The sequence below is a fragment of the Sinorhizobium psoraleae genome, assembly GCF_013283645.1.
Lineage (GTDB): Bacteria > Pseudomonadota > Alphaproteobacteria > Rhizobiales > Rhizobiaceae > Sinorhizobium > Sinorhizobium psoraleae.
In genome coordinates this window covers 721,588-746,624 of sequence record NZ_JABEKV010000003.1, presented here as the reverse complement: position 1 = coordinate 746,624, position 25,037 = coordinate 721,588, and the positions used below count along the sequence as shown (strand labels likewise).

Annotated in this window: 20 protein-coding genes and 1 pseudogene; 12 read left to right on the top strand and 9 right to left on the bottom strand. The window is 62.7% G+C overall.

Annotation, left to right across the window (positions count from 1 at the left end; all coding sequences use genetic code 11):
* Positions 1-24: 24 nt before the first annotated feature.
* Positions 25-2,229 carry an amylo-alpha-1,6-glucosidase gene (locus ILFOPFJJ_RS19230; protein WP_173512152.1) on the top strand — a complete coding sequence of 735 codons (2,205 nt, stop codon included), beginning with the start codon at positions 25-27 and terminating at the stop codon, positions 2,227-2,229.
* A 66-nt stretch (positions 2,230-2,295) separates the two neighbouring features.
* Here ILFOPFJJ_RS19230 and ILFOPFJJ_RS19225 read toward each other — a convergent pair whose 3' ends face one another.
* From ILFOPFJJ_RS19225 to ILFOPFJJ_RS19215, 3 genes and pseudogenes are all read right to left on the bottom strand, one after another.
* Complete coding sequence (locus ILFOPFJJ_RS19225) at positions 2,296-3,075, bottom strand: COG3904 family protein (RefSeq protein WP_173512151.1); 780 nt, start codon at positions 3,073-3,075, stop codon at positions 2,296-2,298.
* A complete protein-coding gene (locus tag ILFOPFJJ_RS19220) occupies positions 3,062-4,369 on the bottom strand; it encodes a hypothetical protein (protein WP_173512150.1) in 1,308 nt (435 codons plus the stop codon). The genes ILFOPFJJ_RS19225 and ILFOPFJJ_RS19220 overlap by 14 nt, the downstream gene beginning before the upstream one ends.
* 117 nt (positions 4,370-4,486) lie before the next feature.
* Positions 4,487-4,633 (bottom strand): annotated as a pseudogene (locus ILFOPFJJ_RS19215) (IMP dehydrogenase); the annotation flags it as partial.
* A 92-nt stretch (positions 4,634-4,725) separates the two neighbouring features.
* Between ILFOPFJJ_RS19215 and ILFOPFJJ_RS19210 the strand changes: the two are divergent.
* On the top strand, positions 4,726-5,622 hold the full coding sequence (locus tag ILFOPFJJ_RS19210; RefSeq protein ID WP_173512149.1) for a LysR family transcriptional regulator: 897 nt from the start codon (positions 4,726-4,728) through the stop codon (positions 5,620-5,622).
* Positions 5,623-5,696: 74 nt separating this feature from the next.
* On the opposite strand, the gene ILFOPFJJ_RS19205 is transcribed toward ILFOPFJJ_RS19210, so the two are convergent.
* A complete protein-coding gene (locus ILFOPFJJ_RS19205) occupies positions 5,697-6,173 on the bottom strand; it encodes an NUDIX hydrolase (RefSeq protein WP_173512148.1) in 477 nt (158 codons plus the stop codon).
* Between the two features lie 166 nt (positions 6,174-6,339).
* Between ILFOPFJJ_RS19205 and ILFOPFJJ_RS19200 the strand changes: the two genes are divergently transcribed.
* Positions 6,340-7,323, top strand: a complete 984-nt coding sequence (locus tag ILFOPFJJ_RS19200; protein ID WP_173512147.1) for a zinc-dependent alcohol dehydrogenase family protein — start codon at positions 6,340-6,342, stop codon at positions 7,321-7,323.
* Between the two features lie 51 nt (positions 7,324-7,374).
* On the opposite strand, the gene ILFOPFJJ_RS19195 is transcribed toward ILFOPFJJ_RS19200, so the two are convergent.
* Complete coding sequence (locus tag ILFOPFJJ_RS19195) at positions 7,375-8,037, bottom strand: TetR/AcrR family transcriptional regulator (RefSeq protein WP_173512146.1); 663 nt, start codon at positions 8,035-8,037, stop codon at positions 7,375-7,377.
* Positions 8,038-8,343: 306 nt separating this feature from the next.
* Here ILFOPFJJ_RS19195 and ILFOPFJJ_RS19190 point away from each other — a divergent pair, with 306 nt between their 5' ends.
* From ILFOPFJJ_RS19190 to ILFOPFJJ_RS19170, 5 genes are all read left to right on the top strand, one after another.
* Positions 8,344-8,907, top strand: a complete 564-nt coding sequence (locus ILFOPFJJ_RS19190; RefSeq protein WP_173512145.1) for a TRAP transporter small permease — start codon at positions 8,344-8,346, stop codon at positions 8,905-8,907.
* A 10-nt stretch (positions 8,908-8,917) separates the two neighbouring features.
* Positions 8,918-10,198 (top strand): TRAP transporter large permease, encoded by a 1,281-nt coding sequence (locus ILFOPFJJ_RS19185; protein ID WP_173512144.1) that lies wholly within the window; start codon positions 8,918-8,920, stop codon positions 10,196-10,198.
* A gap of 62 nt (positions 10,199-10,260) precedes the next feature.
* Positions 10,261-11,277: a TRAP transporter substrate-binding protein gene (locus ILFOPFJJ_RS19180; RefSeq protein WP_173512143.1), complete on the top strand. Its 1,017-nt coding sequence runs from the start codon at positions 10,261-10,263 to the stop codon at positions 11,275-11,277.
* An 88-nt stretch (positions 11,278-11,365) separates the two neighbouring features.
* On the top strand, positions 11,366-12,226 hold the full coding sequence (locus ILFOPFJJ_RS19175) for a shikimate dehydrogenase (protein WP_173512142.1): 861 nt from the start codon (positions 11,366-11,368) through the stop codon (positions 12,224-12,226).
* Positions 12,227-12,269: 43 nt separating this feature from the next.
* Positions 12,270-14,159, top strand: a complete 1,890-nt coding sequence (locus tag ILFOPFJJ_RS19170; RefSeq protein WP_173512141.1) for a bifunctional sugar phosphate isomerase/epimerase/4-hydroxyphenylpyruvate dioxygenase family protein — start codon at positions 12,270-12,272, stop codon at positions 14,157-14,159.
* A gap of 19 nt (positions 14,160-14,178) precedes the next feature.
* Here ILFOPFJJ_RS19170 and ILFOPFJJ_RS19165 read toward each other — a convergent pair whose 3' ends face one another.
* Both ILFOPFJJ_RS19165 and ILFOPFJJ_RS19160 read right to left on the bottom strand, forming a co-directional pair.
* On the bottom strand, positions 14,179-14,952 hold the full coding sequence (locus ILFOPFJJ_RS19165; RefSeq protein WP_173512140.1) for a slipin family protein: 774 nt from the start codon (positions 14,950-14,952) through the stop codon (positions 14,179-14,181).
* Between the two features lie 21 nt (positions 14,953-14,973).
* On the bottom strand, positions 14,974-16,341 hold the full coding sequence (locus ILFOPFJJ_RS19160; RefSeq protein WP_173512139.1) for an NfeD family protein: 1,368 nt from the start codon (positions 16,339-16,341) through the stop codon (positions 14,974-14,976).
* 397 nt (positions 16,342-16,738) lie between these two features.
* Between ILFOPFJJ_RS19160 and ILFOPFJJ_RS19155 the strand changes: the two genes are divergently transcribed.
* Positions 16,739-17,911, top strand: a complete 1,173-nt coding sequence (locus tag ILFOPFJJ_RS19155; protein ID WP_173512138.1) for a Gfo/Idh/MocA family protein — start codon at positions 16,739-16,741, stop codon at positions 17,909-17,911.
* Positions 17,912-17,996: 85 nt separating this feature from the next.
* On the opposite strand, the gene ILFOPFJJ_RS19150 is transcribed toward ILFOPFJJ_RS19155, so the two are convergent.
* Entirely contained in the window at positions 17,997-19,463 is a 1,467-nt protein-coding gene (locus tag ILFOPFJJ_RS19150; protein ID WP_376741428.1) for an FAD/NAD(P)-binding protein, read from the bottom strand.
* 777 nt (positions 19,464-20,240) lie between these two features.
* On the opposite strand from ILFOPFJJ_RS19150, the gene ILFOPFJJ_RS19145 reads away from it, so the two are divergent.
* The 3 genes from ILFOPFJJ_RS19145 (at position 20,241) to ILFOPFJJ_RS19135 (ending at position 24,105) form a co-directional block, all read left to right on the top strand.
* Positions 20,241-21,197 (top strand): AraC family transcriptional regulator, encoded by a 957-nt coding sequence (locus ILFOPFJJ_RS19145; protein WP_173512137.1) that lies wholly within the window; start codon positions 20,241-20,243, stop codon positions 21,195-21,197.
* Between the two features lie 229 nt (positions 21,198-21,426).
* On the top strand, positions 21,427-21,885 hold the full coding sequence (locus ILFOPFJJ_RS19140) for a (2Fe-2S)-binding protein (protein ID WP_173512136.1): 459 nt from the start codon (positions 21,427-21,429) through the stop codon (positions 21,883-21,885).
* Between the two features lie 3 nt (positions 21,886-21,888).
* Positions 21,889-24,105 (top strand): xanthine dehydrogenase family protein molybdopterin-binding subunit, encoded by a 2,217-nt coding sequence (locus ILFOPFJJ_RS19135; RefSeq protein WP_173512135.1) that lies wholly within the window; start codon positions 21,889-21,891, stop codon positions 24,103-24,105.
* A 103-nt stretch (positions 24,106-24,208) separates the two neighbouring features.
* Here ILFOPFJJ_RS19135 and ILFOPFJJ_RS19130 read toward each other — a convergent pair whose 3' ends face one another.
* Positions 24,209-24,982, bottom strand: a complete 774-nt coding sequence (locus tag ILFOPFJJ_RS19130; RefSeq protein WP_173512134.1) for a DUF1236 domain-containing protein — start codon at positions 24,980-24,982, stop codon at positions 24,209-24,211.
* Positions 24,983-25,037 lie beyond the last annotated feature (55 nt).

The following is a 25,037-nucleotide window of genomic DNA, read 5'->3' as shown; positions in this document are numbered from 1 at the left end:
CCTGATGTAACGGAGATCGAACCTATGGGAGCCGATATCTACGGGGGACCGGCCGAAGCCCTCCCCGACGAAGCGAATACGGGCAACCTGGTGCCTGCAGCAGTTTCGCGCTACGAGCGGACCTCGAGATCCTTGAAACACGGCGACACCTTCGCCGTGTTCGACCACAATGGCGATGCGCTCTCCTCTCCGTCCAATCCGGAGGGGATCTTCCACCGCGACACCCGCCATCTATCGCAGTTCGTGCTGACGTTGAACGGCGTTCGGCCGCTGTTGCTGAGTTCCACGCTGCGAGACGACAATGCCACACTCGAGTGTGATCTCACCAATCCGGCGCTCGTGCTCGATGCGGGTGGCGAGGTGCTGAAGCACGACCTCATTCACGTGCGGCGCACCCGTTTCCTTTGGAAAGAGGCCTGCTACGAGCGCCTCGTGCTCCGCAACTATGATGAAATGCCGAGAACGGTGAACGTCGAGCTAGACTTCGCCGCCGACTTCGCCGATCTTTTCGAAGTACGCGGCACCTCAAGGTCACGCCGCGGTAGCTATCATAGCCCGCTTGTCGGCAACGATCGGATCTTGTTGGCCTATGACGGTCTCGACCGCCGGACCCGCAGCACAGCCCTGCGCTTCGACCCAGTGCCACAGACACTTTCTGGCGCAAAGGCGCGCTTCGTCATCGCACTCGCGCCCCATCAGGCGCAATCGATCTTCATCGAGATCATCTGCCATGACCGTCAGGAGAACCGGAATGCTTCCTCCTTCAACTTCTTTCTGGCGCTTCGCGACGCCAGGAGGGCGCTGCGCTACTCGTCCTCGCGCGCCGCCGCGATCGTCTCCTCCAACGCAGTGTTCAACGAGGCTGTGAGACGCAGCGCCGCCGATCTCTACGTGCTGCTCACCGAAACTCCTGAAGGCCCCTACCCTTACGCGGGCATTCCCTGGTTCAGCACCGTCTTCGGCCGCGACGCGCTCATCACCGCACTCGAGACCCTGTGGCTGGACCCGGAGATCGCAAAAGGCGTGCTCAGGCATCTCGCAGCGAACCAGGCGACCCACTTCGATCCTGTCGCCGATGCGGAACCGGGCAAGATCCTGCATGAGATGCGCTACGGCGAAATGGCGGAACTCGGCGAAGTGCCTTTCCGGCGTTACTACGGCAGCATCGATTCGACACCTCTCTTCATCATCCTTGCCGGCGCCTATCTCGATCGCACCGGCGATTTGCAAACGGTGCGAAGCCTCTGGCCACACGTGGTGGCAGCGCTCGACTGGATCGACCGTTTCGGTGACCGCGACGCCGACGGCTTCGTCGAATATGGAAGCCGGACCGCAAAGGGCCTCGTGAACCAGGGCTGGAAGGACAGCCACGATTCGATCTTTCATGCGGATGGGAGATTGGCCGCGGGGCCGATCGCGCTTGCCGAAGTACAGGCCTATGTCTTCGGCGCCTGGCAGGCGGCCGCTGGCCTGTCGCGGAAGCTCGGCCATGTCGACGACGCGCTGAGGTTCGAGCAACGGGCGGAAGATCTGCGCATCCGCTTCGACAAGGCGTTCTTCGACGAGGAACTCGCGACCTATGTGCTGGCCCTCGACGGCGAGAAGAATCCTTGCCGCGTCCGTTCCTCCAACGCGGGCCATGCGCTCTTCACCGGCATCGCCCTCCCCGAGCGCGCCGGAAAGGTCGTGTCGACCTTGATGGCGCAATCCTCCTTCTGCGGCTGGGGCGTGCGCACGATCGCTGCCTCGGAGGCCCGCTACAATCCGATGAGCTACCACAACGGCTCAGTCTGGCCGCATGACAACGCGCTGATTGCATCAGGCTTCGTGCGCTATGGATTCCGTATCGAAGCGGCCAGCATCTTCGAAGGGCTGTTCGCGGCGTCGACCTATATAGACCTCAGGCGCCTGCCAGAACTCTTCTGCGGCTTCGCGCGCAAGCGCGCCCGCGGCCCGACTTTCTACCCGGTTTCCTGTGTTCCGCAGGCTTGGGCGGCAGCAGCACCGCTCTATCTGCTTCAATCGATGATCGGCCTCGGTTTCGATCCCGACAGGGGACATGTGACCCTGAACGAACCGACGCTCCCACCCTTCCTGGACGAGGTCGTGCTAACACGCCTGCGGACCAGTTCGGGCCTCGTCGACGTAGCGCTGAGACGCGCGAGATCCCAGGTCGTTGTCGATGTCCTGGAACGGAAGGGACAAGTGAAGGTAACGACGACGCACTGAGGTCACACAAGGAGCCGGGATAGTTTCAAGGAAATGATCTAAGCCGCGGCGGATTGCGAGAATGGCTTAAGCCTTCTTCTTGGCAGTTGCGACCGGCTCCGTGGTCAGCTTGAAATCGGCCATCTCCTTCGCCGTCAGGTAATAGAGTCTGTCCGGCGGCGTTTCGAGGGCATTGATCCAGAGCCCGGCGCCGATACCCATCGCATCGAAATGGCGGGCGACCCGGGCGGTGGTGGACTGCGCGGTCGACATGGCCTGTTCCGCGGTCGACCGGTTCTTGCTGCCATTGAAAAACTGGTGCACGCCGACCACCGCATCCTTTTCAGCCAGGCGCCCCACGCCGCCGGCAAAGACGATCGGGCAGGAGGAGGCGCAGAGTGCTTTTGACGCCACTTTGGTATCGAGCTTCTTTTCGCGGATCAGTTTCGAAATGGCCAGCGCGTCGTCCACGGAGCCACCAGGGGAATTGAGCGCCACCGTCTTTACATATTCGCCGCGCGCTTCGATCTCCCGGGCGAAACGCGCACCTGCCCCAAGGTCAATGGTGCCTTCGGCGAGCAATACGCCGCCGGATGTGAGCTCAAACTTCATCGGCTGGCGCAGCACTTCATGGGAGCTTGCCGGTTGTACCGAGGGAGGGTTGGGCATGCCTTCCGTCAGGGCCGGAGGCAGAACGGGTTCATGCATCGGATCGAAACCCGGCACTTCGGCATTCATTGCCGCGATGTCGCGCATGTCGATCAGCAGGAAGACCGCCGCAGCCGACAGCAAGATGAAAAAGGCGCCGCGCATCAGCACACCGTCGTCGAGCCGCATCAGCGCCTTGAACGGCTCATCGATCCTCATGCGGCCGATCCTTGACACGCGTTCTCGGGTCGAGACTGGTGATATTGCTCGGCTCCTCGATGTTGCTGTCGGCTTTCGCCTGAGCACCCATCTCCCCGAGGTCTATCCCGTTTGCCGTTACCGCTCGCTGCACTTGCAGCGCTTGCAGAAGTTCGGCAGCCGTGATGCGCTCGGCAAAGGGCAGCCTCTCCTCCTGTTTGCGGATGGCGCCGTGCACGGCGGCGAGAATGAAGACCAACACGCCCGGCAGCAGGTCGATGGAAATGGCACCAGCCCAAGCCGGAATAAAATCAGTCGCATAGCGCAACACGGCTTCGGCCGAGGACAGCGGAACGAAGCGTCGCTCCGCCACCGGCGCCCGCGTAAGGATTTCGTCGGCCGCCTCGGAGAGTACCTTGGACTGGGCTGCAACCGAGGTCCGCACCGTCTCCATCACCCTGTCCTGCCGGTTGATGAGATCGGCATCACCGCCGTCAGCCACCGGTGCGATAAAGCCGAGGGACAGGTCATCGGCGGCGCGACGGATCGAGGGCGCGATGGAAGTCTGTCCGAGCGAGGCTATTACGCCTGTGAGCGCCACCACTTCGGAGGAAAACTGGTCGGCACGCGGTTCGATGGCACCGGGCGCCGAGACCAGCGTGCGCATGGTCTCAAGCCGCTTCTGCCCTTCGTTGAACAGCATCGTGAGCTGTTCGCGTGAGGCGTTGATGCCATTTTCGAGCTCTTTCATCTGCGCCGACATTTGCGACAGAAGCTGCACCACGCTTCCCGATCCGGTCGTGCCGGTGAGCGCTCCCGATTGCCGCTCCGAGGCCGCAAGCTGCGCGAAGCGTTCGGATGCCCGCTGGATATCGGGCAGCAGGCTTTGAGCCGCAAGCGCATTCTGGTGCGCCTGGTCGAGGTCGGCGGTATAGTCCTCCACCGTTTCGGCGAGGTGCTGTTCGAGCGCCGCCGAACCCGCCAGCGCCGCCGCATTGAGCCAGCTCGACATCGCAATGATCATAGCCGCGCCCAATGCCATCACACCCAACATGGCAGCCCGGCCCGTATGGGTGGTCACATGCGGATAGAAGCGGGCCATGTAGGACCAGAAGGCATAGATGCCGACGGAGACTGAGGCCGAGTATATGATCGCCGCGAAGAAGACCGCGGTCGGCGAGCCGTCGAGAATGCTACGTACGCCGAGATAGGTATAGACTCCCGAGGCAAGCGCCAGCACTGCAAGCGCAAAACGCGTCATGGTTTCGACGGCCGCAACGCCGTCGTGCAAACGTTGGGATGCGCCGAGCGCCATGGAAAGATCTCCGCAAAGGAATGTATTCCTTAACAGAAGATGAAGAAGCGGGCGGAATAAAGGCCGCCTTTGCGCTTGGAGCTGCTGCGTTGAGACGCGCGGCGCTGTAGAGCGGCGTCAAACACGCAGCAGCGTTTTAATCGCGCGGCGCTCGTCCATGGCACGATAGCCTTCGGCCACATCGACGAGCGGAACCTCAAGGTCGAACACCTTGCCGGGATTGATGATGCAGTTCAGCACCAAATCCATGAGATATGGAAGATAACAGAGGCAATGCCTATGGATTAGTGGCCATAGTTCGCTTAGATTTATCGACGTGAAGCATAAATCGAAGACGCGCATCCGGACGTAAGGCGATGGCCAGGGAAGACTTCAACGATCTGTTATGGTTCCTGGCAGTGGCCGAGGAACGCAGCTTCACGAAGGCGGCTGCCAAGCTCGGCATAACCCAGTCGACACTCAGTCACACGATCAAGCGCCTGGAAACGCGCATGGGCCTCAGGCTGTTGGCTCGCACCACCCGGAGCGTTGCACTGACGGAAGCTGGCGAGCGCCTGCTGCATTCGCTGGCGCCGCGGGTATCCGCCATACGCGACGATCTAGCGGCGCTCATGGCCCTGCGCGACACGCCGTCCGGCACGATCAGGATCACGCTGTCGGACCACGCTTTGGAGAGCCTGGTCTGGCCCAAACTGGAGCCGATCCTCTCTCAGTATCCCGACATCAAGCTTGAACTGAACAGGGACAACGGCTTGCGTAATATTGTGGAAGATGGGTTCGACGCAGGCATTCGCCTTGGTGAGAGCATCGAAAAGGACATGATCGCGGTCCGGATCGGGCCGGACTGGCGCCTTCTGGCCGTCGCGTCGCCCGAATATCTGGCAAATCGCCCGCTACCGCGGCATCCCCAGGAACTGATCCAGCACAACTGCATCAACCAGCGCCAGACAACAAGCGGTGGGCTTTATGTCTGGGAGTTCGAGAAGGACGGGCAAGAGCTCCGCGTCAGGGTCGACGGACAATTAACCTTCAATAGCTCCTACGCTATAGTCGATGCCGCCCTGCAAGGTCACGGCATAGGTTATGTGCCGGACGACCTTGTCAGGGAACACATCATGGCGGGACGCTTGGTACCCCTGCTCGAGTCCTGGTCGCCCCCTTTCGCCGGGTACTACATCTATTATCCCAGCCGACATCAGAACTCCCCAGCATTCAAGGTCGTGGTCGATGCGTTGCGTTACCGCGAGGATTGAAGCTCGGAAGAGCGGTCTTCCGGAGAGTCGAAAATCATTGACGCCTGCAGTATCGCCCCATCATTTGCTGAAGGTCATTCGGGGGGCGGCGTCTTGCCGTGCAACGTTTCAAGGCGATCTATAAACGGCAGCTGCGACGCGTTTATCTTCTCCCGCGCTTCCGGCACGCTGAACCATCCGGCACGATCGACTTCCGGAAAGGCCTGCGTCTTCCCGCTGTGCGGCGGCCATTCCATCTCGAACATATTGCTGCGGATATCGGTGATGTCGAGGTCGCTCTCGCCGGCATAGGCGGTGACGAGCTTGCCGCTTTTCTGGCGCAGTTCCCCAAGGAGCTCCAACGCCCCATTCATCGCGATGCCGGTTTCCTCGAGGAATTCGCGCCGCGCGGCTGCCTCCGGCTGCTCATCCGGGTCGTATTCCCCCTTGGGGATCGACCATGCACCAAGATCCCTGTTGCTCCAGAAGGGACCGCCGGGATGGACGAGCAGGACACGGAGCGCCCCATTCTCATGTTTATAAAGCAGGATGCCCGCGCTTCTTTTCGGCATTTGCGATCCTTCCGAAGCCGATGGCTGTCTTGATGAAACCGGTGAAACTGCGATGCGATGGAAACAGGCTATCCGCCACCCATCACGAAAGGATATCATTGCCGAGCCGCGTTTCGAACAGCACGAACTGCGACGAGATTTTGCAACTCCAGGGAGGCCGAAGCGGATGCGCGCGATGGTCCTCGAGAGGATCGGTGAACCCTTGCAAGCGGTGGAGCGGCCGCTTCCAGAGCCGCTTGCCGGTGAGATCCGGTTGCGCGTCGAAGCCTGTGCCGTCTGCCGCACCGATCTGCATGTGGTCGATGGCGACCTGCCGCAGCCGAAGCTGCCGCTCGTTCCGGGTCATGAGATCGTCGGCATCGTCGAAGCCGTCGGCAGCGGTGTCGATCCGGCACGCATCGGCCGGCGCGCGGGTGTCCCTTGGCTCGGCCATACCTGCCAGAGCTGCTTCTATTGCCGCTCGAACGCGGAAAATCTCTGCGATGATCCGCTGTTCACCGGCTATACCCGCGACGGCGGTTTTGCCACGGATGTCATCGCGGATGCCGACTATGCTTTCGATCTTGATCCCGGTGGCGATCCCGTATCACTTGCACCGCTCCTCTGCGCGGGCCTCATCGGCTGGCGCTCGCTGAAGCGGGCCGGCGACGGCAGGAGGATCGGGATCTACGGCTTTGGTGCCGCTGCACACATAATCACTCAGATCTGCGTCTGGCAGGGGCGGCAGGTTTACGCCTTTACCCGCCTGGAGGACGCGGCGGCGCAACGTTTTTCCCTCGACCTCGGCGCGTTTTGGGTTGGCGGTTCGGCCGAGTTGCCACCGGAACCGCTCGACGCGGCAATCATCTTCGCGCCCGTCGGAAGCCTCGTACCGGCAGCGCTGAAAGTAGTCCGCAAAGGCGGTCGGGTGGTCTGCGGCGGCATCCATATGAGCGATATCCCCGCCATGCCCTATGCCGTCCTTTGGGGCGAACGCGAACTCGTTTCGGTCGCGAACCTCACGCGCCAGGATGCCTGCGAGTTTTTCGCGATCGCGGCAGCAGCCGGTGTCAAGACGCACACCATCCTTTATCCGCTTGAGGAAGCCAATCGTGCCCTCGCCGATCTTCGCGCCGGCAGGCTCAGCGGGGCAGCGGTACTCGTCCCTTGATACAGCGCCGTGGGTCTTTTGAGATGCACAAAGGAACGCGGGCTATGTAGACTACGCGGAAGCGGGCCCGCCTTCCGCCGATTTCAGATAGCTGATGACCGCATCCGCGATCATCGTGCGGTGCCGTTCGATCGTCGTCTTTTCCGAGAGGTCGCGGCGGAAAATCGTGCCGAATGTATAGCGGTTCGAGACGCGGAAGAAGCAGAAGGCGCTGATCAGCATGTGAATGTCGATCGGGTCGGCCTTGCGGCAAAAGGTGCCGTCGGCGAGACCACGCGCGATGATGGCCTCGATCATCTGGATGACGGAGACATTTAGGTCGCGGATCGCCTCCGAACGCAGCATATGCGCGGCATGGTGGATGTTCTCGATGCTGACCAGACGGACGAAATCTGGATTGGCTTCGTCATGGTCGAAGGTGGTTGCGATCAGCGTACGAAGCGCTTCTTCGGGGGCAAGGTTCGCGAGTTCCAGATCGGCTTCGAGCGTGCGGATCTTGCGATAGGATCGCTCGAGCACTGCGAGATAGAGCGCTTCCTTGCTGCCGAAGTAATAATAGATCATCCGCTTCGAGGTGCGGGTGCGCTCTGCGATCTGATCGACGCGCGCGCCTGCCAGGCCGTGGGTGGAAAATTCCTCCGTCGCAACTTCGAGGATGTCTTCCTGCGTCCGCTGCGGATCGTTCTTCCTGCCGTTCGTCTGCCGCTCCGCCATTTTTACCGCCTGCCCCCGCTTTCCCCAAGTCCTTGTTTCGTCGATCTTATTGCCAGAACGGGCAGCGTCGACCCATGGCTCCCCGGGGGATACATCAAGACATATTCACCTTCGCCTTTCCTTTCAACCTTAGCCTATCTTGATTTTCCGAACTAGTTAGTACATTTTTGTTTCAAGAACATGCCGAGCTTGCGCGGAGGAGCGCGGGTCCCGGCCGTCAGGCCGAACGTCCGGCTTGGGTAGGAGAAGCCACCGGCGAGTGCACAATGCTAGCATTGACGCTCGTTCGACGCTTGGGAGGAGCGAATGGCCCGCATCATCGATTTCTATTTCCTCGCGCTGAAGGTGACGATTGCCCTGCTGCTTGCCGGCATGGTCGTGCTCGTCTTCGGCAATGTCGTCCTGCGCTATGCCTTCAACCAGGGAATCACGGTTTCCGAGGAGCTGTCGCGCATGTTCTTCGTCTGGCTCACGTTTCTCGGCGCAGTCGTCGCCATGCGCGAGCATGGCCACCTCGGCGTGGACTCCCTCATCAAGCGCTTGCCGCCGTCTGCCGCAAAGGTGGCCGTGCTTTGCGGCCATGCGCTGATGCTCTATGCCACATGGCTGGTGATCAGCGGCAGCTGGACGCAGACGCTGATCAACCTTCATGTCGGTGCGCCGGCGACCGGCATTCCGATGGCCTTCTTCTACGGCGCCGGTCTCGCCTTCGGCATCCCGGCCTTCCTGATCCTTCTTTCCGACGCCTTCGCGATCGCGACCGGCCGCATCGACGTGACGACGGTCGACCTCGTGCGCGAGAGCGAGGACGAGGCCGCCCTCGACGACCTGCCCGAGCCCGTGCTCGGCCAGCTCTCGCCGAAGCATTGAGGAGGCGACGATGACGGTCACCATCTTTCTCGGCGCGCTTCTCGGACCCATGGCACTCGGCGTGCCGATCGCCTTCGCCCTCATCCTGAGCGGCGTGGCACTGATGCTCTATCTCGGCATGTTCGATGCTCAAATCGTCGCGCAGAACGTCTTGAACGGCGCCGACAGCTTCCCGCTGATGGCCGTTCCCTTCTTCCTGCTGGCTGGCGAGGTCATGAACACCGGCGGCCTTTCCCGCCGCATCGTCGCCCTGGCGATGGCGATGGTCGGCCATATCCGCGGCGGCCTCGGATTCGTGGCGATCTTCGCAGCCTGCATCCTTTCTAGCCTCTCTGGCTCGGCTGTCGCCGATGCGGCCGCACTCGGCGCCCTCCTCCTACCGATGATGCTCAAAAGCGGCCACAACCCGGCGCGCGCCGGCGGACTGCTGGCATCGGCCTCGGTCATCGGCCCGATCATTCCGCCGTCGATCGGCTTCATCCTTTACGGCGTGGTCGGTGGCGTCTCGATCACCAAGCTCTTCCTCGCCGGCATTTTCCCTGGGCTGATGATCGCCGCGGCCCTTTGCGTCACCTGGCTACTCGTCGCCCGCAATGAGCAGTTCGAGCTGCCGCCGAGAGAGAGTGGCGCCGTGCGCCTCAAGGCCCTCATGGACAGCTTCTGGGCGCTCATGCTGCCGGTGATCATCATCGTCGGGCTGAAGTTCGGCGTCTTTACGCCGACGGAAGCGGGCGTGGTCGCTGCCGTCTACTCGCTCTTCGTCTCGATGGTCGTCTATCGCGAATTGCCGCCGGCGCAGCTCTTCCACGTATTCGTCTCGGCCGCGAAGATCACCGCCGTTGTCATGTTCCTGGTCGCTTGCGCAGCGGTCTCGGCCTGGCTGATCACCGTCGCCGACGTGCCGGGCGCGCTCGCCGCGCTCGTAGAACCGCTGATGGACAATCAGACGGCGCTGCTCATCGCCATCATGGTTCTGATCGTCATTGTCGGCACCGCCATGGACATGACGCCGACGATCCTGATCATGACACCAGTGCTGATGCCGATCATCAAGCAGGCGGGCATCGACCCGGTTTATTTCGGCGTGCTCTTCATCATCAACAACTCGATCGGTCTCATCACGCCGCCCGTCGGCACGGTCCTGAACGTCATCTGCGGCGTCTCGAAACTCTCGATGGAAGAGCTGATGAAGGGCGTGATGCCCTTCCTTATCGCGGAGCTGATCGTTCTTTTCCTGCTCGTCCTGTTCCCTCAGCTGGTGACCGTTCCGGTTTCCTGGTTCGGGCGCTGACGGGCGTGACTTCTGACTGTCAACACGACCGGCGTGACACCGGTCCAACCTGGGAGGAAAAAATGTTGAACAGACTGACGAAACTGGCATTGGGCCTCGCCCTGCCACTGGCACTGCTGACGGCCGGACCGGCACTGGGGGAGATCCGCGACCAGACCATCAAATTCGCCTCGGCGAACAACAAGGGCCACCCGCAGGTGACCGGCATGGAAAAATTCGCCGAGCTCGCGAAGGAGAAGAGCGGCGGCAAGATCGAGGTAAAGCTCTTCCCGGGCGGCACGCTCGGCGGCGACGTGCAGACCGTCTCGGCGCTGCAAGGCGGTGTGATCGAGATGACGGTGCTCAACGCCGGCATTCTTGCAAGCAATGTCAAGGAGTTCGGCGCTGTCGACCTTCCCTTCCTGTTCAACAGCGGCGAGGAGGCCGACAAGGTGATGGACGGCCCGTTCGGCACCGGCCTGATGGAGCGTCTGTCCGACACCGGCCTCGTCGGCCTTGCCTATTGGGAACTCGGTTTCCGCAACCTCACCAACAACCGCCACGCGGTCACCAAGCTTGAAGACATCAAGGGCCTGAAGATCCGCACGATCCAGTCGCCGATCCCGGTCGAGCTCTTCAACTCGCTCGGGGCGAACGCGGTACCCCTCCCCTACACCGAGCTCTACACCGCGCTCGAAACGGGAACCGTCGACGGCCAGGAGAACCCGTCCGCAAACATCCTCAACGCGAAGTTCTACGAGGTGCAGAAATACATGACGCTGACCCGTCACCAGTACAACCCGCAGATCGTGCTGATCTCGAAGAAGTTCTGGGACGGCCTCAATGACGAGGAGAAGGCGGTTCTGCAGCAGGCCGCGGTCGAGGCACGCGACTTCCAGCGCAAGGTGTCGCGCGAGCAGGATGCAGCAGCGCTCGAGGAAATCCGCAAGACCGGCATGGAGGTCAGCGAACTCTCCCCCGAGGAGACGCAGCGCCTGCGCGACGCGGTCAAGCCGATGATCGAGAAGTTCAGCGCCGACATCGGCCAGGAGACGGTGCAGGCCCTCTTCAAGGAAATCGGCGCCGTACGCGGCCAGTAACGAGGAAGCCGCAGGCCTGTCACGCGAAAGGACGGGCCTGCCCAGCGCCCGCGGACCTCGTTGGTACGAACACATGGAACCGGAGACCATGACCGACACGCTTGTAAGATCCTTGAAGGCCGGCCTGATCGGCGCCGGCATACAGGCCTCGCTGACGCCGGCGATGCACATGGCGGAGGGCGCGGCCCAAGGGCTCGACTATGAATACGAGCTGATCGATCTCAATATGCTGGGCGCGAGCGAGAAGGACCTTTCGCGACTGCTCGCCGACGCCGAGAAGCGAGGGCTTGCCGGCGTCAACATCACCCACCCGTGCAAGCAGGCGGTGATCCCGCACCTCGACGAACTCGCCGCCGAGGCGCGATCGCTCGGCGCCGTCAACACCGTGGTGCTGAAGGGCGGGCGGCGCTATGGCCATAATACGGACTGGTGGGGTTTTGGCGAGAGCTTCCGTCGCGGCCTCCCCGGAGCCGACCTCTCCTCGGTCGTGCAACTCGGCGCCGGCGGCGCAGGCGTCGCGACAGCCTATGCGGCACTGTCACTTGGCGTGCGGCACCTGACCGTATTCGACCGCGAACCGCAGCGGGCGCCGTCCCTCGCCTGCATGCTCTCCGGATATTTCCCGAATGCTGAAATCATGGCGGGAACCGACCTCACCGAAGCCATGCGAGCAGCCGCCGGCCTCATTCACGCGACGCCGACGGGCATGGCCAAATATCCCGGCCTGCCGCTTGATGCCGAACTTCTCGAGCGCCGCCACTGGGTGGCGGAGATCGTCTATTTTCCGCTGGAAACGGCGCTTCTGAAGGAGGCGCGTCGGCGCGGATGCCTGACGCTCGACGGCGGCGGCATGGCCGTGTTCCAGGCGGTCGGCGCCTTTCGGCTCTTTACCGGGCTCGAGCCCGACGCAACGCGCATGCTCGGCCATTTCAGGACGATGACCGGCTGACGCGCAGGCGCATCCGGCGTTCAGCCCAAACGAGGACAGGACTATGAAGACCTCGATAGCCACGGTTTCGCTCAGCGGCGATCTCAAGGACAAGCTGGAGGCAATCGCGAAGGCCGGCTTCGACGGCGTGGAAATATTCGAGAACGATTTCCTCGCTTTCGACGAAGGCCCGCGCGAGGTCGGCCGCATGGCGCGTGACTTCGGCCTGGAGATAACCTTGTTCCAGCCGTTTCGCGATTTCGAGGGCATGCCGGAACCGCTCCGCACACGAACCTTCGACCGTGCCGAGCGCAAGTTCGACGTAATGCAGGAGCTTGGCACCGATCTCGTGCTCGTCTGCTCCAATGTGTCGCCTGCAGGGCAGGGCGGCATCGACCGCGCAGCCGCCGATTTCCGCGAACTCGGCGAGCGGGCAGCGAAGCGGAACCTCAGGGTCGGCTACGAGGCCCTCGCCTGGGGACGGCATATCAACGATCATCGCGATGCCTGGGAGATCGTCCGGCGCGCCGATCATCCCAATGTCGGCCTCATCCTCGACAGCTTCCACACGCTCTCCCGCAAGATCGATGTCAACTCGATCCGCTCGATCCCGAAGGAGAAAATCTTCATCATTCAGCTTGCCGACGCGCCATTGATCGACATGGACCTGCTCTACTGGAGCCGGCACTTCCGCAACATGCCCGGCGAGGGCGACCTTCCCGTCACCGACTTCATGCGTGCCGTCGCGGCGACGGGCTACGATGGCTACCTGTCGCTCGAAATCTTCAACGACCAGTTCCGCGGTGGCAACGCCGGCGCCATTGCTGTCGATGGCCGCCGCTCGCTGATCTATCTCGGCGATCAGGTCAAGCGCGCCGAGCCCGATACACCCTTGTCGGTACCGGCGATGCCGGCGCAGGCCGAGGTGAAAGGTGTCGCCTTCATCGAATTCGCGGCCGACGAAGAGCAGGCGGCCGAACTGGAAGCGCTGGTGAAAACGCTGGGTTTCCGCAAGGCCGCGAAGCACAAGACCAAACGCGTCGCGCTTTACCGGCAGGGCGCAATCAATCTCGTCTTCAACACCGAACGCGAGGGGTTCGCCAACGCCTCCTACCTCGTGCATGGCACCTCCGCCTACGCCGTTGGGCTGATGGTCGACGATGCCGCGGCGACCGTCGAGCGCGCAAAGGCGCTTGGCGCCGAACCCTTCGCACAGGCCGTCGCCCCCGGTGAGCTTTCGGTACCGGCAATACGCGGCGTCGGCGGCGGCATCATCTATTTCCTCGATGAACGGTCGGAGCTTGCGCGCATCTGGGAGATCGAATTCGAACCGGCGGAGGGCGACCAATCGACGATGCCGGCCGGCCTCATCTCCGTCGACCATGTCGCGCAAACCGTCAAATACGAGGAAATGCTGACCTGGCTTCTCTTCTACAACTCCCTGCTCAACGTGCATAAAACACCCATGGTCGACATCATCGATCCGGCCGGGCTGGTGCGCAGCCAGGTGGTGGAGAATGACGCAGGATCGTTGCGCATCACGCTGAACGGCGCCGAAAACCGCAACACGCTCGCCGGCCACTTCATCGCCGAGACCTTCGGCTCCGGCGTCCAGCATCTCGCCTTTGCAACGAACGATATCTTCGCGGCGGCCGAGGCATTGCAGACGAATGGTTTTCGCGCGCTGCCGATCTCGCCTAACTACTACGACGACATCGAGGCCCGCTTCGCGCTTGAGCCGGAACTGATCGAGCGCTTGAAAAAGGCAAATATTCTCTACGACCGCGATGAGCACGGAGAGTATTTTCAGCTCTACAGTCCGACATACGGCGAGGGCTTCTTCTTCGAGATCGTGGAGCGGCGCGGCTACCGCGGCTACGGCGCCGCCAATGCCATCTTCCGCATCGCCGCGCTGAAGAAACAATTGCGGCCGGCGGGTTTGCCACGAGATTGAGCAGCGTTTCTCGTGTGCTTTATTGCGAGGAATCGCCCGTCTTGGTTGGGAGAATGTTCGCCAATTCCATCGGGAACGGGAAGATGATCGTCGAGTTCTTTTCGCCGGCGATGACGTTGAGGGTGCTGAGATAACGCAGTTGCATCGCCTGCGGCTGCTGGGCGAGGATCTGGGCCGCTTCGAGCAACTTCGCCGCCGCCTGCTGTTCGCCCTCGGCGTTGATGACCTTCGCGCGGCGTTCGCGTTCTGCTTCCGCCTGGCGTGCGATCGCCCGGATCATCGATTCATTGATGTCAACATGCTTGATCTCGACTGTGGCGACCTTAATGCCCCAGGCATCCGTCTGGACGTCGAGTATCTTCTGGATATCATCATTGAGCCTGTCGCGCTCGGCCAGCATTTCGTCGAGGTCGTGCTTGCCGAGCACGGACCGCAAGGTCGTCTGGGCGAGCTGGCTCGTCGCCGCCATGAAGTCCTCGACCTGGATCGTCGATTTTTCCGCGTCGATCACCCGGAAATAAATGACCGCGCTGACGCGGACCGAAACGTTGTCGTGCGAAATGACGTCCTGGCTCGGAACGTCGAGCACCCGCGTCCGGAGATCGACCCGCACCATCTGCTGGACATAGGGAACGAGCAGGATCAGCCCCGGTCCCTTCACACCGGTGAACCGGCCCAGTGTGAAGACGACGCCGCGTTCATATTCACGCAGGATCCTGATTGCGTAGGCAATGACGATGAGCAGCACCACAAGCGCCGCGATGAAGGGGGTAAGACTTCCGACTATGTCCATGACCTTCTCCTGCCGAGGCGCTTAGCTTTGCGATTCACTGCGCGCGACTTTCAGCGTCAGTCCGTTGCGTCCGACGACCGTCACGTCTTCTCCCGCGGCGAGCGGCTCGCCGCTGATGGCCTTCCAGCGTTCGCCATGGGCGATGACGTAGCCCGTGGCGCCCGTCCAGCTATCGACGGTGCCGGAGATGCCGATCATTTGCTCCGCCCCGGTGGCCACCTTGTGCCGGCGCGAGATAAAGGCAAGGCGCGCGACAAGCAGGCTGAAAGCGAGGCTTGCGATCGCAACGCCGCCGAGAACCGGCCAGGAGACCTGCAGGCCCGGGACGTCCGTGTCGAACAGGATGGCTGCGCCGAGCACAAGCGCGACCCCGCCGCCGAGACCGAGCGCCCCGAACGACGGCGCATGCGCCTCGGCCACCAAGAGCCCCACGCCGAGGATGATCAACCCGATCCCGGCATAACTCACCGGCAGCACCGCAAGGGCATAGAGCCCGAGCAGGAGGCTTATGCCGCCGATCGTGCCGGGCAGGACCGTTCCGGGGGTCAGAAACTCGAAGATCAACCCGTAGATGCCGACGATCATCAAAAGCAGGGCGACGTTTGGATCGGTGATCACGGACAAGAGGCGTGTCCGCCAATCAGGCAGCAGGTCCTCGATGGCAAGACCAGCCGTATCGAGGCGGATATCGGTCTGGCCGACACGAACCGTGCGGCCATGCGCCTGCTTCAGAAGGTCGCCGACGGTGGCAGCCGTGAAATCGATAACCTTTTCGCGGACGGCAGCGGTCGACGAAAGGCTCGCGGCCTCGCGCACTGCCCGCTCCGCCCAATCGGCGTTGCGGTTGCGCAGCTCGGCGAGGCCACGGATATAGGCGACCGCATCATTTATCATTTTCGCTTCACCAGCATTGGCTGGCTGCTTCGCGCCACCCGGCCGGTCAGCCTCGCCCGAACCATCTTTGCCGCCTTCTTCATCGCCGCCGAAAAGACCGCCGCCGATGGCGATCGGCGTTGCGGCGCCGAGATTGGTGCCCGGCGCCATCGCCGCAATGTGGCTGGCGTAGAGGATATAGGTACCGGCGCTCGCCGCCCTCGCCCCGCTCGGCGCTACGAAGCTTGCGACCGGCACGGAAGAATCGAGGATGGCGCGAATGATGTCGCGCATCGATGTGTCGAGGCCGCCTGGCGTGTCCATCTGCAACACGACCAGGGATGCGCCACGCGTCTTGGCCCGCTCGAGCCCTCGCGTCACATATTCGGCCGTTGCCGGGCTGATCGCGCCGTTCACGTGCAAGACCACCGCGCGGCGCTCGGCTCCGGATGCAGGCGGGTCGGGAAACGCGAACACCGATAACAATGTCATGAGCAGGATGAGGATTCGGGACATTCGCCGCCATAACCTCAGGGTCGTTTCGGATCACGGTGATCTCAAGCCTGAACGACCCGAATGCATAAACGTGATCGCCCTTTAATATAGGTCAGAACTGCCGAAAGGGGTAGGCGTCTCGCAACCTGCCGTGGAAGTGTTGCCGAAAGCTCAGCCAATGCGGCGGCTCACGGCAACAGCGGCGCAGACGAGCATTGCTCATGAACCGGCCGTCCGGGACAAGTTCGTCGCCCAGGCGAGTTCCGCGCCTTCGAGGCCGTCATTCGCGGCAAACTCCCATTCCGTGCGTGGTCGTGTTCGCACCGGCATGCAGCGTTAAGGCGAGTTTGATTGACGTTATCCGGAGGCTCTCATACGCTGATTTCGCCGCTCTGCTACACCTCCTCGGGAGGAGAGAATGGAAAGCAAGGCTATCGCCGTCATCGGCGCCGGTATGATCGGCGCCGCGCACGCATTCGGCTACCGGACAAATTTGCCGCGCTTCAGGGACCGCATTTCCGGTCTGCGCCTTGCGACCGTCTGCGACGGCAACGGGGCGCTGGCCAGCCGGCTTGCCGCAACCTGGGGCTTCGAAAAGACGGAGACCGACCTCCATGCGGTTCTCGACGATCCTGGTGTCGGCATCGTCAGCATCTGCCTGCCGAACGTGCTCCATGCGGAGGTGACGCTGGCGGCGATCGCCGCCGGAAAGCACGTCCTTTGTGAAAAGCCGCTCGCCCTCAATGCCGATGAGGCGCTGCGCATCCATCGCGCCGCGACGGCATCGCCACTCGTTTCCGCGACGGTCTTCAACTACCGCCGCATTCCTGCCGTCGCGGCGATGCGCGACATCATCATCGCGGGAGAAATCGGCGATCTCGTCAACGCCCTGATCCAGTACGAAAGCGAATACGCGGCCGATCCCAATCTGCCGCACAGCTGGCGTTATGAGCGGAGCCGCGCCGGCCCCGGCGCGCTGCTCGATCTCGGAACCCATGCGATCGATACGGCCCGCTTTCTCTGCGGAGAAGTGTCAGACGTCGTCGGCGCCATCGCCACGATTTCCGTCAAGGAGCGGTTTCTGCCGGCGTCCGCCAGCATCGGTCACGACAAGGTTGCACTCAGCACCGAAAGCAGACCGGTCGACAACGACGATGTCACATCCGCCCTGCTTCGCTTCGAAAGCGGCTGCCAAGGCATGTTCATGGCAAGCCGGGTCGCGGTCGGCATGGGCAACACGCTGTCCTTGTCGATCACCGGCACCAGGGGCGCGCTGCGCTACAATTCTCGCATGCCATCCCATTATGAGATCGCGCGTTTCGACGGGAGCGGGCAATCCCCCTTTGCGCTCGTCGCGAACAATCCGGCCCTGCCCTATGCCGGCCTGCTTCCCGTTCCCCACGACGGCGTCGCGATCGGTTATGCAGAAGTGTTCGGGTTCATGATCCACGAGTTTCTCGAAGCGATCGCCGAGAACCGCCCGATGCGGAACGGATCGACCCTCGACGGCCTGCGCGCCGCCCAGATTCTCGACGCAATCCAATTGGCCGCGGACACCGGTGCAGCGACGAAGGTATCGCACGCCGAGTGAGACGCGGCTGCCGCGTCCATTACGAACCGGGGCAGACAGCAGTCGCCTCGACTTGTCGCAATTCATTTGGCTTCTGCGCGGGCGGTCAACTGATAGTCGTTGCAGCCCGTAATGTCTCCGATCCGTCGTCTCGCGACAGAGCGACGTTCGTCGCTCCTTGCCCCCGCGCGAGCGCAGCCACCTGCGCCGCCACGAAGATCGCGTGATCGTTGACCTGCGGCAGCCCCATCAGCTCACCGAAGGTTCCGCGGGCGAGCGGTCCGGCGATGAAAAGGGTCTCCGTTTCCCGCCCTTGCCTGTCGAGCGCCCGGCTCGACTCGCTGCAGGCAAGGCCGAGCCCGACCGCGTCCGGCTGCAGATGGCCATCCGCCGAAAGTGTTTCGAGCCAGATCTGGCTCTTCAACACGGATTTGTGTGCCGGGCCGGTTGTGATGACCACGGCATCGAGATTCCACTGCTCGATCCCTGCCCCATGCCGCCGCCGGAACGTGGCAGCGATCTCGTCGCCGTTTCGCTCGAGCCGATCGATCGAACCCGCCAGAATGCGAATGTCGCCCGACTGCAATCCGGCTCTGACGATCGCGTCGATTTGCGGCGCGACGCGAAAGCGGTGAACGTCCCAGAAGGGGCGCAGATGACGTAGCAGCCGCCGCTGTTCCGCCACCGGGAGATTGCGCCAGATCTCTCCGCCTTGGCTGCGCAGCGCATCGAACACCGCATGCCAGGAAAAGCCGTCCGCTTCCGCACATGCGACAACCCTGCGCACCCGCACGAGGAGATCTGTCGCCGTTGCCGATAGCGGCGACGTGAAATCGCCATAGGGGTCCTGGGCGCGGCTCGCATGGCCACGCGAGCGCAGGCCGCGGCGGGAAAAGGCGGTGATCGGGCCTGTTCGGCCCGTCGTGCGCAACGAGGCGATGACGTCCGCCGCCGTGAGGCCGGTGCCGATGATCAGGACATGGTCGTCAGGGCGAATGGCCGCAAGGGCGCCGGGCACGGTGGTATCCGCCACATAGCGCGGGTGCCCCCGCAACACGTCGTCGATGCCCGCCGGCGCCGCAGGGGCGGGATGCGTGGTCGCGACCACCAGCACGTCCGCGCGAAGCGTCGTGCCGGCGTCCCCACGGATTTCCCAGTCGGCGCCGCGCCGCTCGACGCTGATGACCCGCTGCCGGTGGTGGGTGATGCGGCCGTTGCCAAGGAACGGCGCCACGGCATGGGCGACATAGCGGCCGAAGAGGCCGCGGCGTGGATAGAGATGGCCGTCCGGCGCCAGCGCCTCCGCGTCGTCACGCGGTTCTCCCCGAAGCTGCATCCAGCGGACGAACTGGTCGGCATCGTCCGGATCGAGGCTCATGCGCCCTGCCGGCACATTGACCCGATGCGCCGGATCTTCGGTGTCGTAGGCAAGGCCGCAGCCGAGACGTTCGCGCGGCTCGAAGACGGCGATCTGCCATCCTTCCATGCTACTGTCGCGGGCGAGACTTGCCGCGACGACGGCCCCGGTAAAGCCGCCGCCGATGATAACGACCGAGGGACGCCGTTCGATCACGATTGCGAGACCTTGCTCTGGCCGACGGAATCCATTCTCTCGAAGACCTTCTGTGCCGCAGTGATGGTTTCGTTATCGACATACCGAATAAGGTTGTCCGCCGCCTTTTAGGCCCGCCTCGGCGGTCGCGCGAAGCGCTTCGGCACGAACTTCTGCGATCTTTTTTCGCCACGTCCTGCGGAGGCTCGCCCCATGTCCGGTATTTGTCAATGGTGGGCGCCAGCGGCTCTGCGGCAGCGGCATCGCCGTTGCTTCCTTACCGCACGGAAAAGCTGAAACGCTATTGGCGTAACTGCCTGAACGTGCGAAGCCCGCTTGCCATTGAAGATGATTTGAGGGAGAATTTGACACTGGCCCTCGAGGCCTGGGCAATCTCCCGTGATTGGAGAAAACCATGCCTCTTAGATTTCTGATTGCTGCGGTAGCGCTTCTGGCACTTTCGGCATGCGCAAGCACCGGTTCTGGCGATATCAACACAACCTATGCTCAATGGCAGGGCGCCTACCCTGAGCCTGAGTTCACCGCGACCGACACGGGTAGCATTCGAATTTCTTACTGAAGTCCGCCGCGCTCAATCGGCCTCATCTTGGTGAGCGCAGGATGCATCTGTGCCATCTGCATTTGCCGCCGAGGGCGCCGCCGCTCGGGCAGGCCAGCTGAGATCCTGCATGCTCGATTGTGGCACATTCTTGCCTGATTCTCTCGAAATCAAAATAATGTGATAAGAAATGCGAACCGGGTTGCGATAGAGAGAACGGTCAGGGCCCAGGAGTGACAATGAGCAAGACCATGTTCCAGAAGCGGGACCTGCGCGAGGAAACCGCGCCGCTTCGCGCGCAAATTCTCGACAAGCTTTTGCAACTGCCCTGGGATGGGATCTCCTTCAAGCACGCGATTCCCGGACTTTCGCTCTATCGTGTCGTCGAGCCGGCCGGACCGTTTTCCGGTGTCTACGAGCCCAGCGTCTCCCTGATCATCAAGGGAAGCAAGAATGTCCATGTGGGCAACGAAACGCTCATCTACGATGAATCCTGCTTCTTCTTGACCGCCATCGGCCTGCCCGTGACCGCCCAGATTTGTGCGGCAAGCGAGGCCCAACCCTATGTCGCGGCCTCGCTGCGGCTTGATTTGGAGAAGCTGCGGCGCATCATAGCCGACTACGACATACACCCGACAGGTATGCCCGAGCGCGACCTCGGCGTCGCCGTCGGCACCGCCACGCCGGAACTCTTCGACGCCTTGCTTCGCCTGATTTCACTTGCGAATTCGCCGAAGGACATACCGTTCCTCGCCAATCATATCCAAAACGAAATCCTCTACCGGCTGCTTACCGGCGAGCAGGGGGCGCGGCTGCGCCGCTTCGCGCTTGCGGGCACGAACAGCAACCGGGTGGCAAAGGCGGTAGCATGGCTGAAGGAGAACTATACCAGTCCATTGCGGGTCGAAGAGCTGGCGGAGATCGCCAACATGGGCGTCTCGACGTTGCACCATCATTTCCGCGCGATGACAGCGATGAGCCCCTTGCAGTTCCAGAAACATCTGCGGCTCCATCACGCACGGGAGCTGATGCTTGCTCAGTCGGTCGATGCTGCAACAGCCGCGTTGCGGGTTGGCTACGAGAGCCCGACGCAGTTCAGCCGGGAATATCGTCGAGCATTCGGGCATCCGCCGTTGCGTGACATCAAGGCGATCCTGAACTCCAACGATTCGACAAAGCGCAATCCAGTCGGGTAGCACCGGCACCGCCGGAACAGGACGCCACTATCCGGCAAGCATGCAGCGCCTCGCCCTATGATCACAATTGCGTCAAGTCGGCAGGAATGGGCAACAATTCGACAGGATTGAATCTTCCGGCCTCAAGGATGGTCTCCTAAGCTGCTGCGGCGGTCTGGTGGGCGCCGGGTGCGAAGCGCCCTGCCGCGTTGCGCGGCCCGCGACCACGGCATAACGCAAGGAGAACACCATGGTGAATGTTACGATCAACGGTGTCGAACATACGTTCGACGCCGAAGCGGATATGCCGCTTCTCTGGGTTATCCGCGACCTTGTCGGGCTGACCGGAACGAAATTCGGCTGCGGCATGGCGCAATGCGGAGCCTGCACGGTCTATGTGGACGGCTCGCCGGTACGGTCCTGTCAAACCTTCATCGGTGACATCGAAGGGGCCAAGGTGACGACAATCGAGGGGCTGAAGGGGAAGGTTGCCGAAACGGTGCAGGCGGTCTGGGCCGATCTCGACGTTCCCCAGTGCGGCTACTGTCAGTCGGGCCAGATCATGTCTGCAACGGACCTCCTGACGACCAATCAGAAACCCACCGACGCGGACATCGACGCGGCCATGTCGGGCAATCTCTGTCGTTGCGCCACCTATCATCGAATCCGTGCCGGCATTCACGAAGCCGCAAAGCGTCTGGAGGCCTGAGCCATGATCCCGAAACTGATGCAATCGGTTGCCCTTCCCACCGCCCGGATCGAGGCGTCGCGGCGGCAGTTCCTGCTCGGCGCGCTCGCGGCCGGTACCGGAATCGCCGTCGGCTATCGCCTGCTGGCAGCATCGCCAGCGGCCGCCGCCGAAACGACGAGCACGGGCGAGGCGCATTCCTTTTCGCCCTACCTGACGATCGATGGGGATGGAAAGGTGACTGTGCTCTCCTCCCAGTTCGAAATGGGTCAGGGCTCCTACAACGGTATTGCCACGCTCGTCGCCGAGGAACTCGACGCCGACTGGTCTACGATCGACGTGATCGGTGCCGCCGGCAATGTGAAGGTCTACGGCAATATCGCCTTTGGTGGCGCCCTCCAGGGCACCGGCGGCTCCACTTCCATGGCTTCGTCCTGGGAACGTTATCGCAAGGCGGGGGCTGCGGCCCGCGCCATGCTGGTCGCCGCCGCCGCCTCCGAATGGGGCGTCGGCGCAGCGGAGATCACTGTCGAAAACGGCGTCCTGTCACACCCGTCCGGCAAGAGCGGCGGTTTCGGCGTCTTCGTCGCCAAGGCGGCAACCATGCCGGTACCGGCCGATGTACCGCTCAAGCAACCGTCGGATTGGAAACTTATCGGCAATGCCGGGCTGAAACGCTTCGACAGCGCCCGTAAGGCCAACGGCACGGAGCAGTACACGATCGACGTCAAGCTTCCCGGCATGCTGACGGCGGTGATGATCCATCCGCCGTTTTTCGGAGCGAAGGTGAAGTCCTTCGATGCTTCGGCCGCAAAGGCTCTCAAGGGCGTGGTCGACGTCGTCGAAACGCCGCGCGGCATCGCCGTGATCGGCGAGCACATGTGGGTGGCGATCAAGGGCCGTGACGCCGTCACCGTCGAATGGGACGAAACGGCGGCGGAAAAACGCGGCACGGATGAGCTCATGTCCATGTACCGCGACCTGGCCAAGAAACCGCCGGCGGCGGTCGCCCGCAAGGACGGCGACGCCGAAGCCGCCTTCGCGAGCGCCGCAAAGGTCATCGAGGGAAGCTTCGAATTCCCCTATCTCGCTCATGCGGCGATGGAGCCCTTGAACGCGGTCGCGCGCATGAACGAGGACGGCACGCTCGAGGTCTGGGGCGGGCATCAGTTCCCGGACGTCTATCAGCGCCTTTCCGCCGAGATTGCTGGCATTGCTCCGGAAAAAGTGCGCCTCAATGTCATGAAGTCCGGCGGCAGCTTCGGCCGGCGGGCGGTGTTCGACGGCGATGTCGTCGTTGAGTCCGTCTATGCGGCCAAGGCCATCGGGTTCCGCGCGCCTGTAAAGGTGCAATGGACCCGCGAGGACGACATGCACGCCGGCCGCTATCGGCCCGCCTATGTGCACAGCCTCAAGGCCGGGCTAGACGAGAACGGAAAGCTCGTGGCTTGGGACGATCATATCGTCGGCCAGTCTATCGTGGCGAAGACCGCCTTCCAGGGCATGATCCAGAATGGCGTCGACCCGACTTCGGTCGAAGGCGCCCACAACCTGCCCTACGCCATTCCGAACCAGACGGTCGGGCTTACGACGACCGACGTCGGCGTTCCGGTCCTGTGGTGGCGCTCCGTCGGCTCGACCCACACCGCCTTCGCGGCAGAAACTTTCCTCGACGAGGTGGCCGAGGCGGCGGGAAGTGATCCGGTCGAGTTCCGCCTCTCCATGCTCGAACCGGACTCGCGTCACGCGAAGGTCCTCAAGCTCGCGGCCGAAAAGGCGGAATGGGAGAAGCCACTCGCCGAAGGCCGCTTCCGCGGCGTCGCTATCGCCGAAAGCTTCGGCTCCGTCGTGGCCGAGATCGCCGAGGTTTCGAGCGATGGGAATGGCGGCATCAAGGTCGAGCGCGTCGTCGCTGCCGTGGACTGCGGACTGGCAATCAATCCCGACCAGGTCCGGGCGCAGGTCGAGGGCGGCATTGGTTTCGGGCTGGGCGCCATACTGGGTGAGGAAATCACGCTGACGGATGGCAAGGTCGACCAGGGCAATTTCGACATGTACACGCCGCTGAGGATCGATGCGATGCCGAAGGTCGAGGTTCACATCGTGCCCTCCGCAAATCCGCCCTCGGGCATCGGCGAGCCCGGCGTTCCGCCGATCGGCCCAGCCGTTGCAAACGCAGCTTACAAGGCGCTCGGCAAGCGGATCCGCGTCATGCCGTTTGCAAAATCGCTCAATGCCTGATCCCTGCACACCCGGCGGCCGGGTGACCGACCGCCGGGGCCGGGTATCCTTGGAGAAGTTGGATGGTCCACCCGGTAAGCCAGGTGGACCTCCTGGCAAGGTGCTACGCGATGATGATCACGATCTCCAGCGACGACGGGTCCACGATGGCAATCCGGCCGTCTGCCAGCACGAAGAACAGGTAGCCTTCGTACTCCGGTACGATCTTCACGATGCGCGTCGGAACCGGTTTCAGCTTGACCTTGACGGTCTCGGGAACCGCTACCCCCACGGACACGTCGAAATCAACGTCGATGGGTTCGACGTTTTCTTCCTTTATGACCTGGGTGATTTCGGTCTTCTGCTCCACCGTCACGTTAACGTCGCCGGATGAACCGGATGTCTGACCCTGCTGCTGTGACGGCTGGGTTTCGCCTTGGGCGGGTTGTTCCGATTCCCCTTGCGACGGCTGCTGTTCACCCTGTGCGGGCTGCTGCTGGTCTGTGCCCTGCTGCTGATCGGTGCCCTGCTGCTGATCGGTGCCCTGCTGCTCGGTTTGCGAGCCGCCCTGATCCGGCTGCGGGGTCGTGCCAGTCTCGCCCTGCTGGTCCTGCTGCTGGTCCGGTTGTTGCTGGCCGGCGCCCCCTTGGTCGGTCGGCTGCTGTTGATCAGGCGTCTGTTGCTGCTGGCCCTCACCCGCCTGCCCAGGATCCGGTTGGCCTGTTCCTCCTTGAGCATCAGGCTGTTGACCCTGTTGTGCCCCGCCCTGCGGGCATTCCGTTCCGGCGGGGCAATCGCTGGATTGGCCCTGCGCCGGCTGCTCCGTTTGCGCGAAGGCTGGACTGCACGCGACGCCGAGGCCCAAGGCAACTGCACTCTTGATGAGAATACTCGTCATCGGAAGTTCTCCAATTGATTGTCCCTTCCGACAGCCAACCGCTTATCGGCAGGTT

What these genes read in the sequence shown, in the direction of transcription:
- ILFOPFJJ_RS19140 (WP_173512136.1), top strand. Translation starts at nt 21,427, where the DNA reads ATGGTGAATGTTACGATCAACGGTGTCGAACATACGTTCGACGCCGAA.
- ILFOPFJJ_RS19225 (WP_173512151.1), bottom strand. Translation starts at nt 3,075, where the DNA reads ATGAGGATCGATGAGCCGTTCAAGGCGCTGATGCGGCTCGACGACGGT.
- ILFOPFJJ_RS19135 (WP_173512135.1), top strand. Translation starts at nt 21,889, where the DNA reads ATGATCCCGAAACTGATGCAATCGGTTGCCCTTCCCACCGCCCGGATC.
- ILFOPFJJ_RS19155 (WP_173512138.1), top strand. Translation starts at nt 16,739, where the DNA reads ATGGAAAGCAAGGCTATCGCCGTCATCGGCGCCGGTATGATCGGCGCC.
- ILFOPFJJ_RS19165 (WP_173512140.1), bottom strand. Translation starts at nt 14,952, where the DNA reads ATGGACATAGTCGGAAGTCTTACCCCCTTCATCGCGGCGCTTGTGGTG.
- ILFOPFJJ_RS19195 (WP_173512146.1), bottom strand. Translation starts at nt 8,037, where the DNA reads ATGGCGGAGCGGCAGACGAACGGCAGGAAGAACGATCCGCAGCGGACG.
- ILFOPFJJ_RS19185 (WP_173512144.1), top strand. Translation starts at nt 8,918, where the DNA reads ATGACGGTCACCATCTTTCTCGGCGCGCTTCTCGGACCCATGGCACTC.
- ILFOPFJJ_RS19190 (WP_173512145.1), top strand. Translation starts at nt 8,344, where the DNA reads ATGGCCCGCATCATCGATTTCTATTTCCTCGCGCTGAAGGTGACGATT.
- ILFOPFJJ_RS19230 (WP_173512152.1), top strand. Translation starts at nt 25, where the DNA reads ATGGGAGCCGATATCTACGGGGGACCGGCCGAAGCCCTCCCCGACGAA.
- ILFOPFJJ_RS19160 (WP_173512139.1), bottom strand. Translation starts at nt 16,341, where the DNA reads ATGTCCCGAATCCTCATCCTGCTCATGACATTGTTATCGGTGTTCGCG.
- ILFOPFJJ_RS19200 (WP_173512147.1), top strand. Translation starts at nt 6,340, where the DNA reads ATGCGCGCGATGGTCCTCGAGAGGATCGGTGAACCCTTGCAAGCGGTG.
- ILFOPFJJ_RS19220 (WP_173512150.1), bottom strand. Translation starts at nt 4,369, where the DNA reads ATGGCGCTCGGCGCATCCCAACGTTTGCACGACGGCGTTGCGGCCGTC.
- ILFOPFJJ_RS19210 (WP_173512149.1), top strand. Translation starts at nt 4,726, where the DNA reads ATGGCCAGGGAAGACTTCAACGATCTGTTATGGTTCCTGGCAGTGGCC.
- ILFOPFJJ_RS19170 (WP_173512141.1), top strand. Translation starts at nt 12,270, where the DNA reads ATGAAGACCTCGATAGCCACGGTTTCGCTCAGCGGCGATCTCAAGGAC.
- ILFOPFJJ_RS19145 (WP_173512137.1), top strand. Translation starts at nt 20,241, where the DNA reads ATGAGCAAGACCATGTTCCAGAAGCGGGACCTGCGCGAGGAAACCGCG.
- ILFOPFJJ_RS19205 (WP_173512148.1), bottom strand. Translation starts at nt 6,173, where the DNA reads ATGCCGAAAAGAAGCGCGGGCATCCTGCTTTATAAACATGAGAATGGG.
- ILFOPFJJ_RS19130 (WP_173512134.1), bottom strand. Translation starts at nt 24,982, where the DNA reads ATGACGAGTATTCTCATCAAGAGTGCAGTTGCCTTGGGCCTCGGCGTC.
- ILFOPFJJ_RS19180 (WP_173512143.1), top strand. Translation starts at nt 10,261, where the DNA reads ATGTTGAACAGACTGACGAAACTGGCATTGGGCCTCGCCCTGCCACTG.
- ILFOPFJJ_RS19175 (WP_173512142.1), top strand. Translation starts at nt 11,366, where the DNA reads ATGACCGACACGCTTGTAAGATCCTTGAAGGCCGGCCTGATCGGCGCC.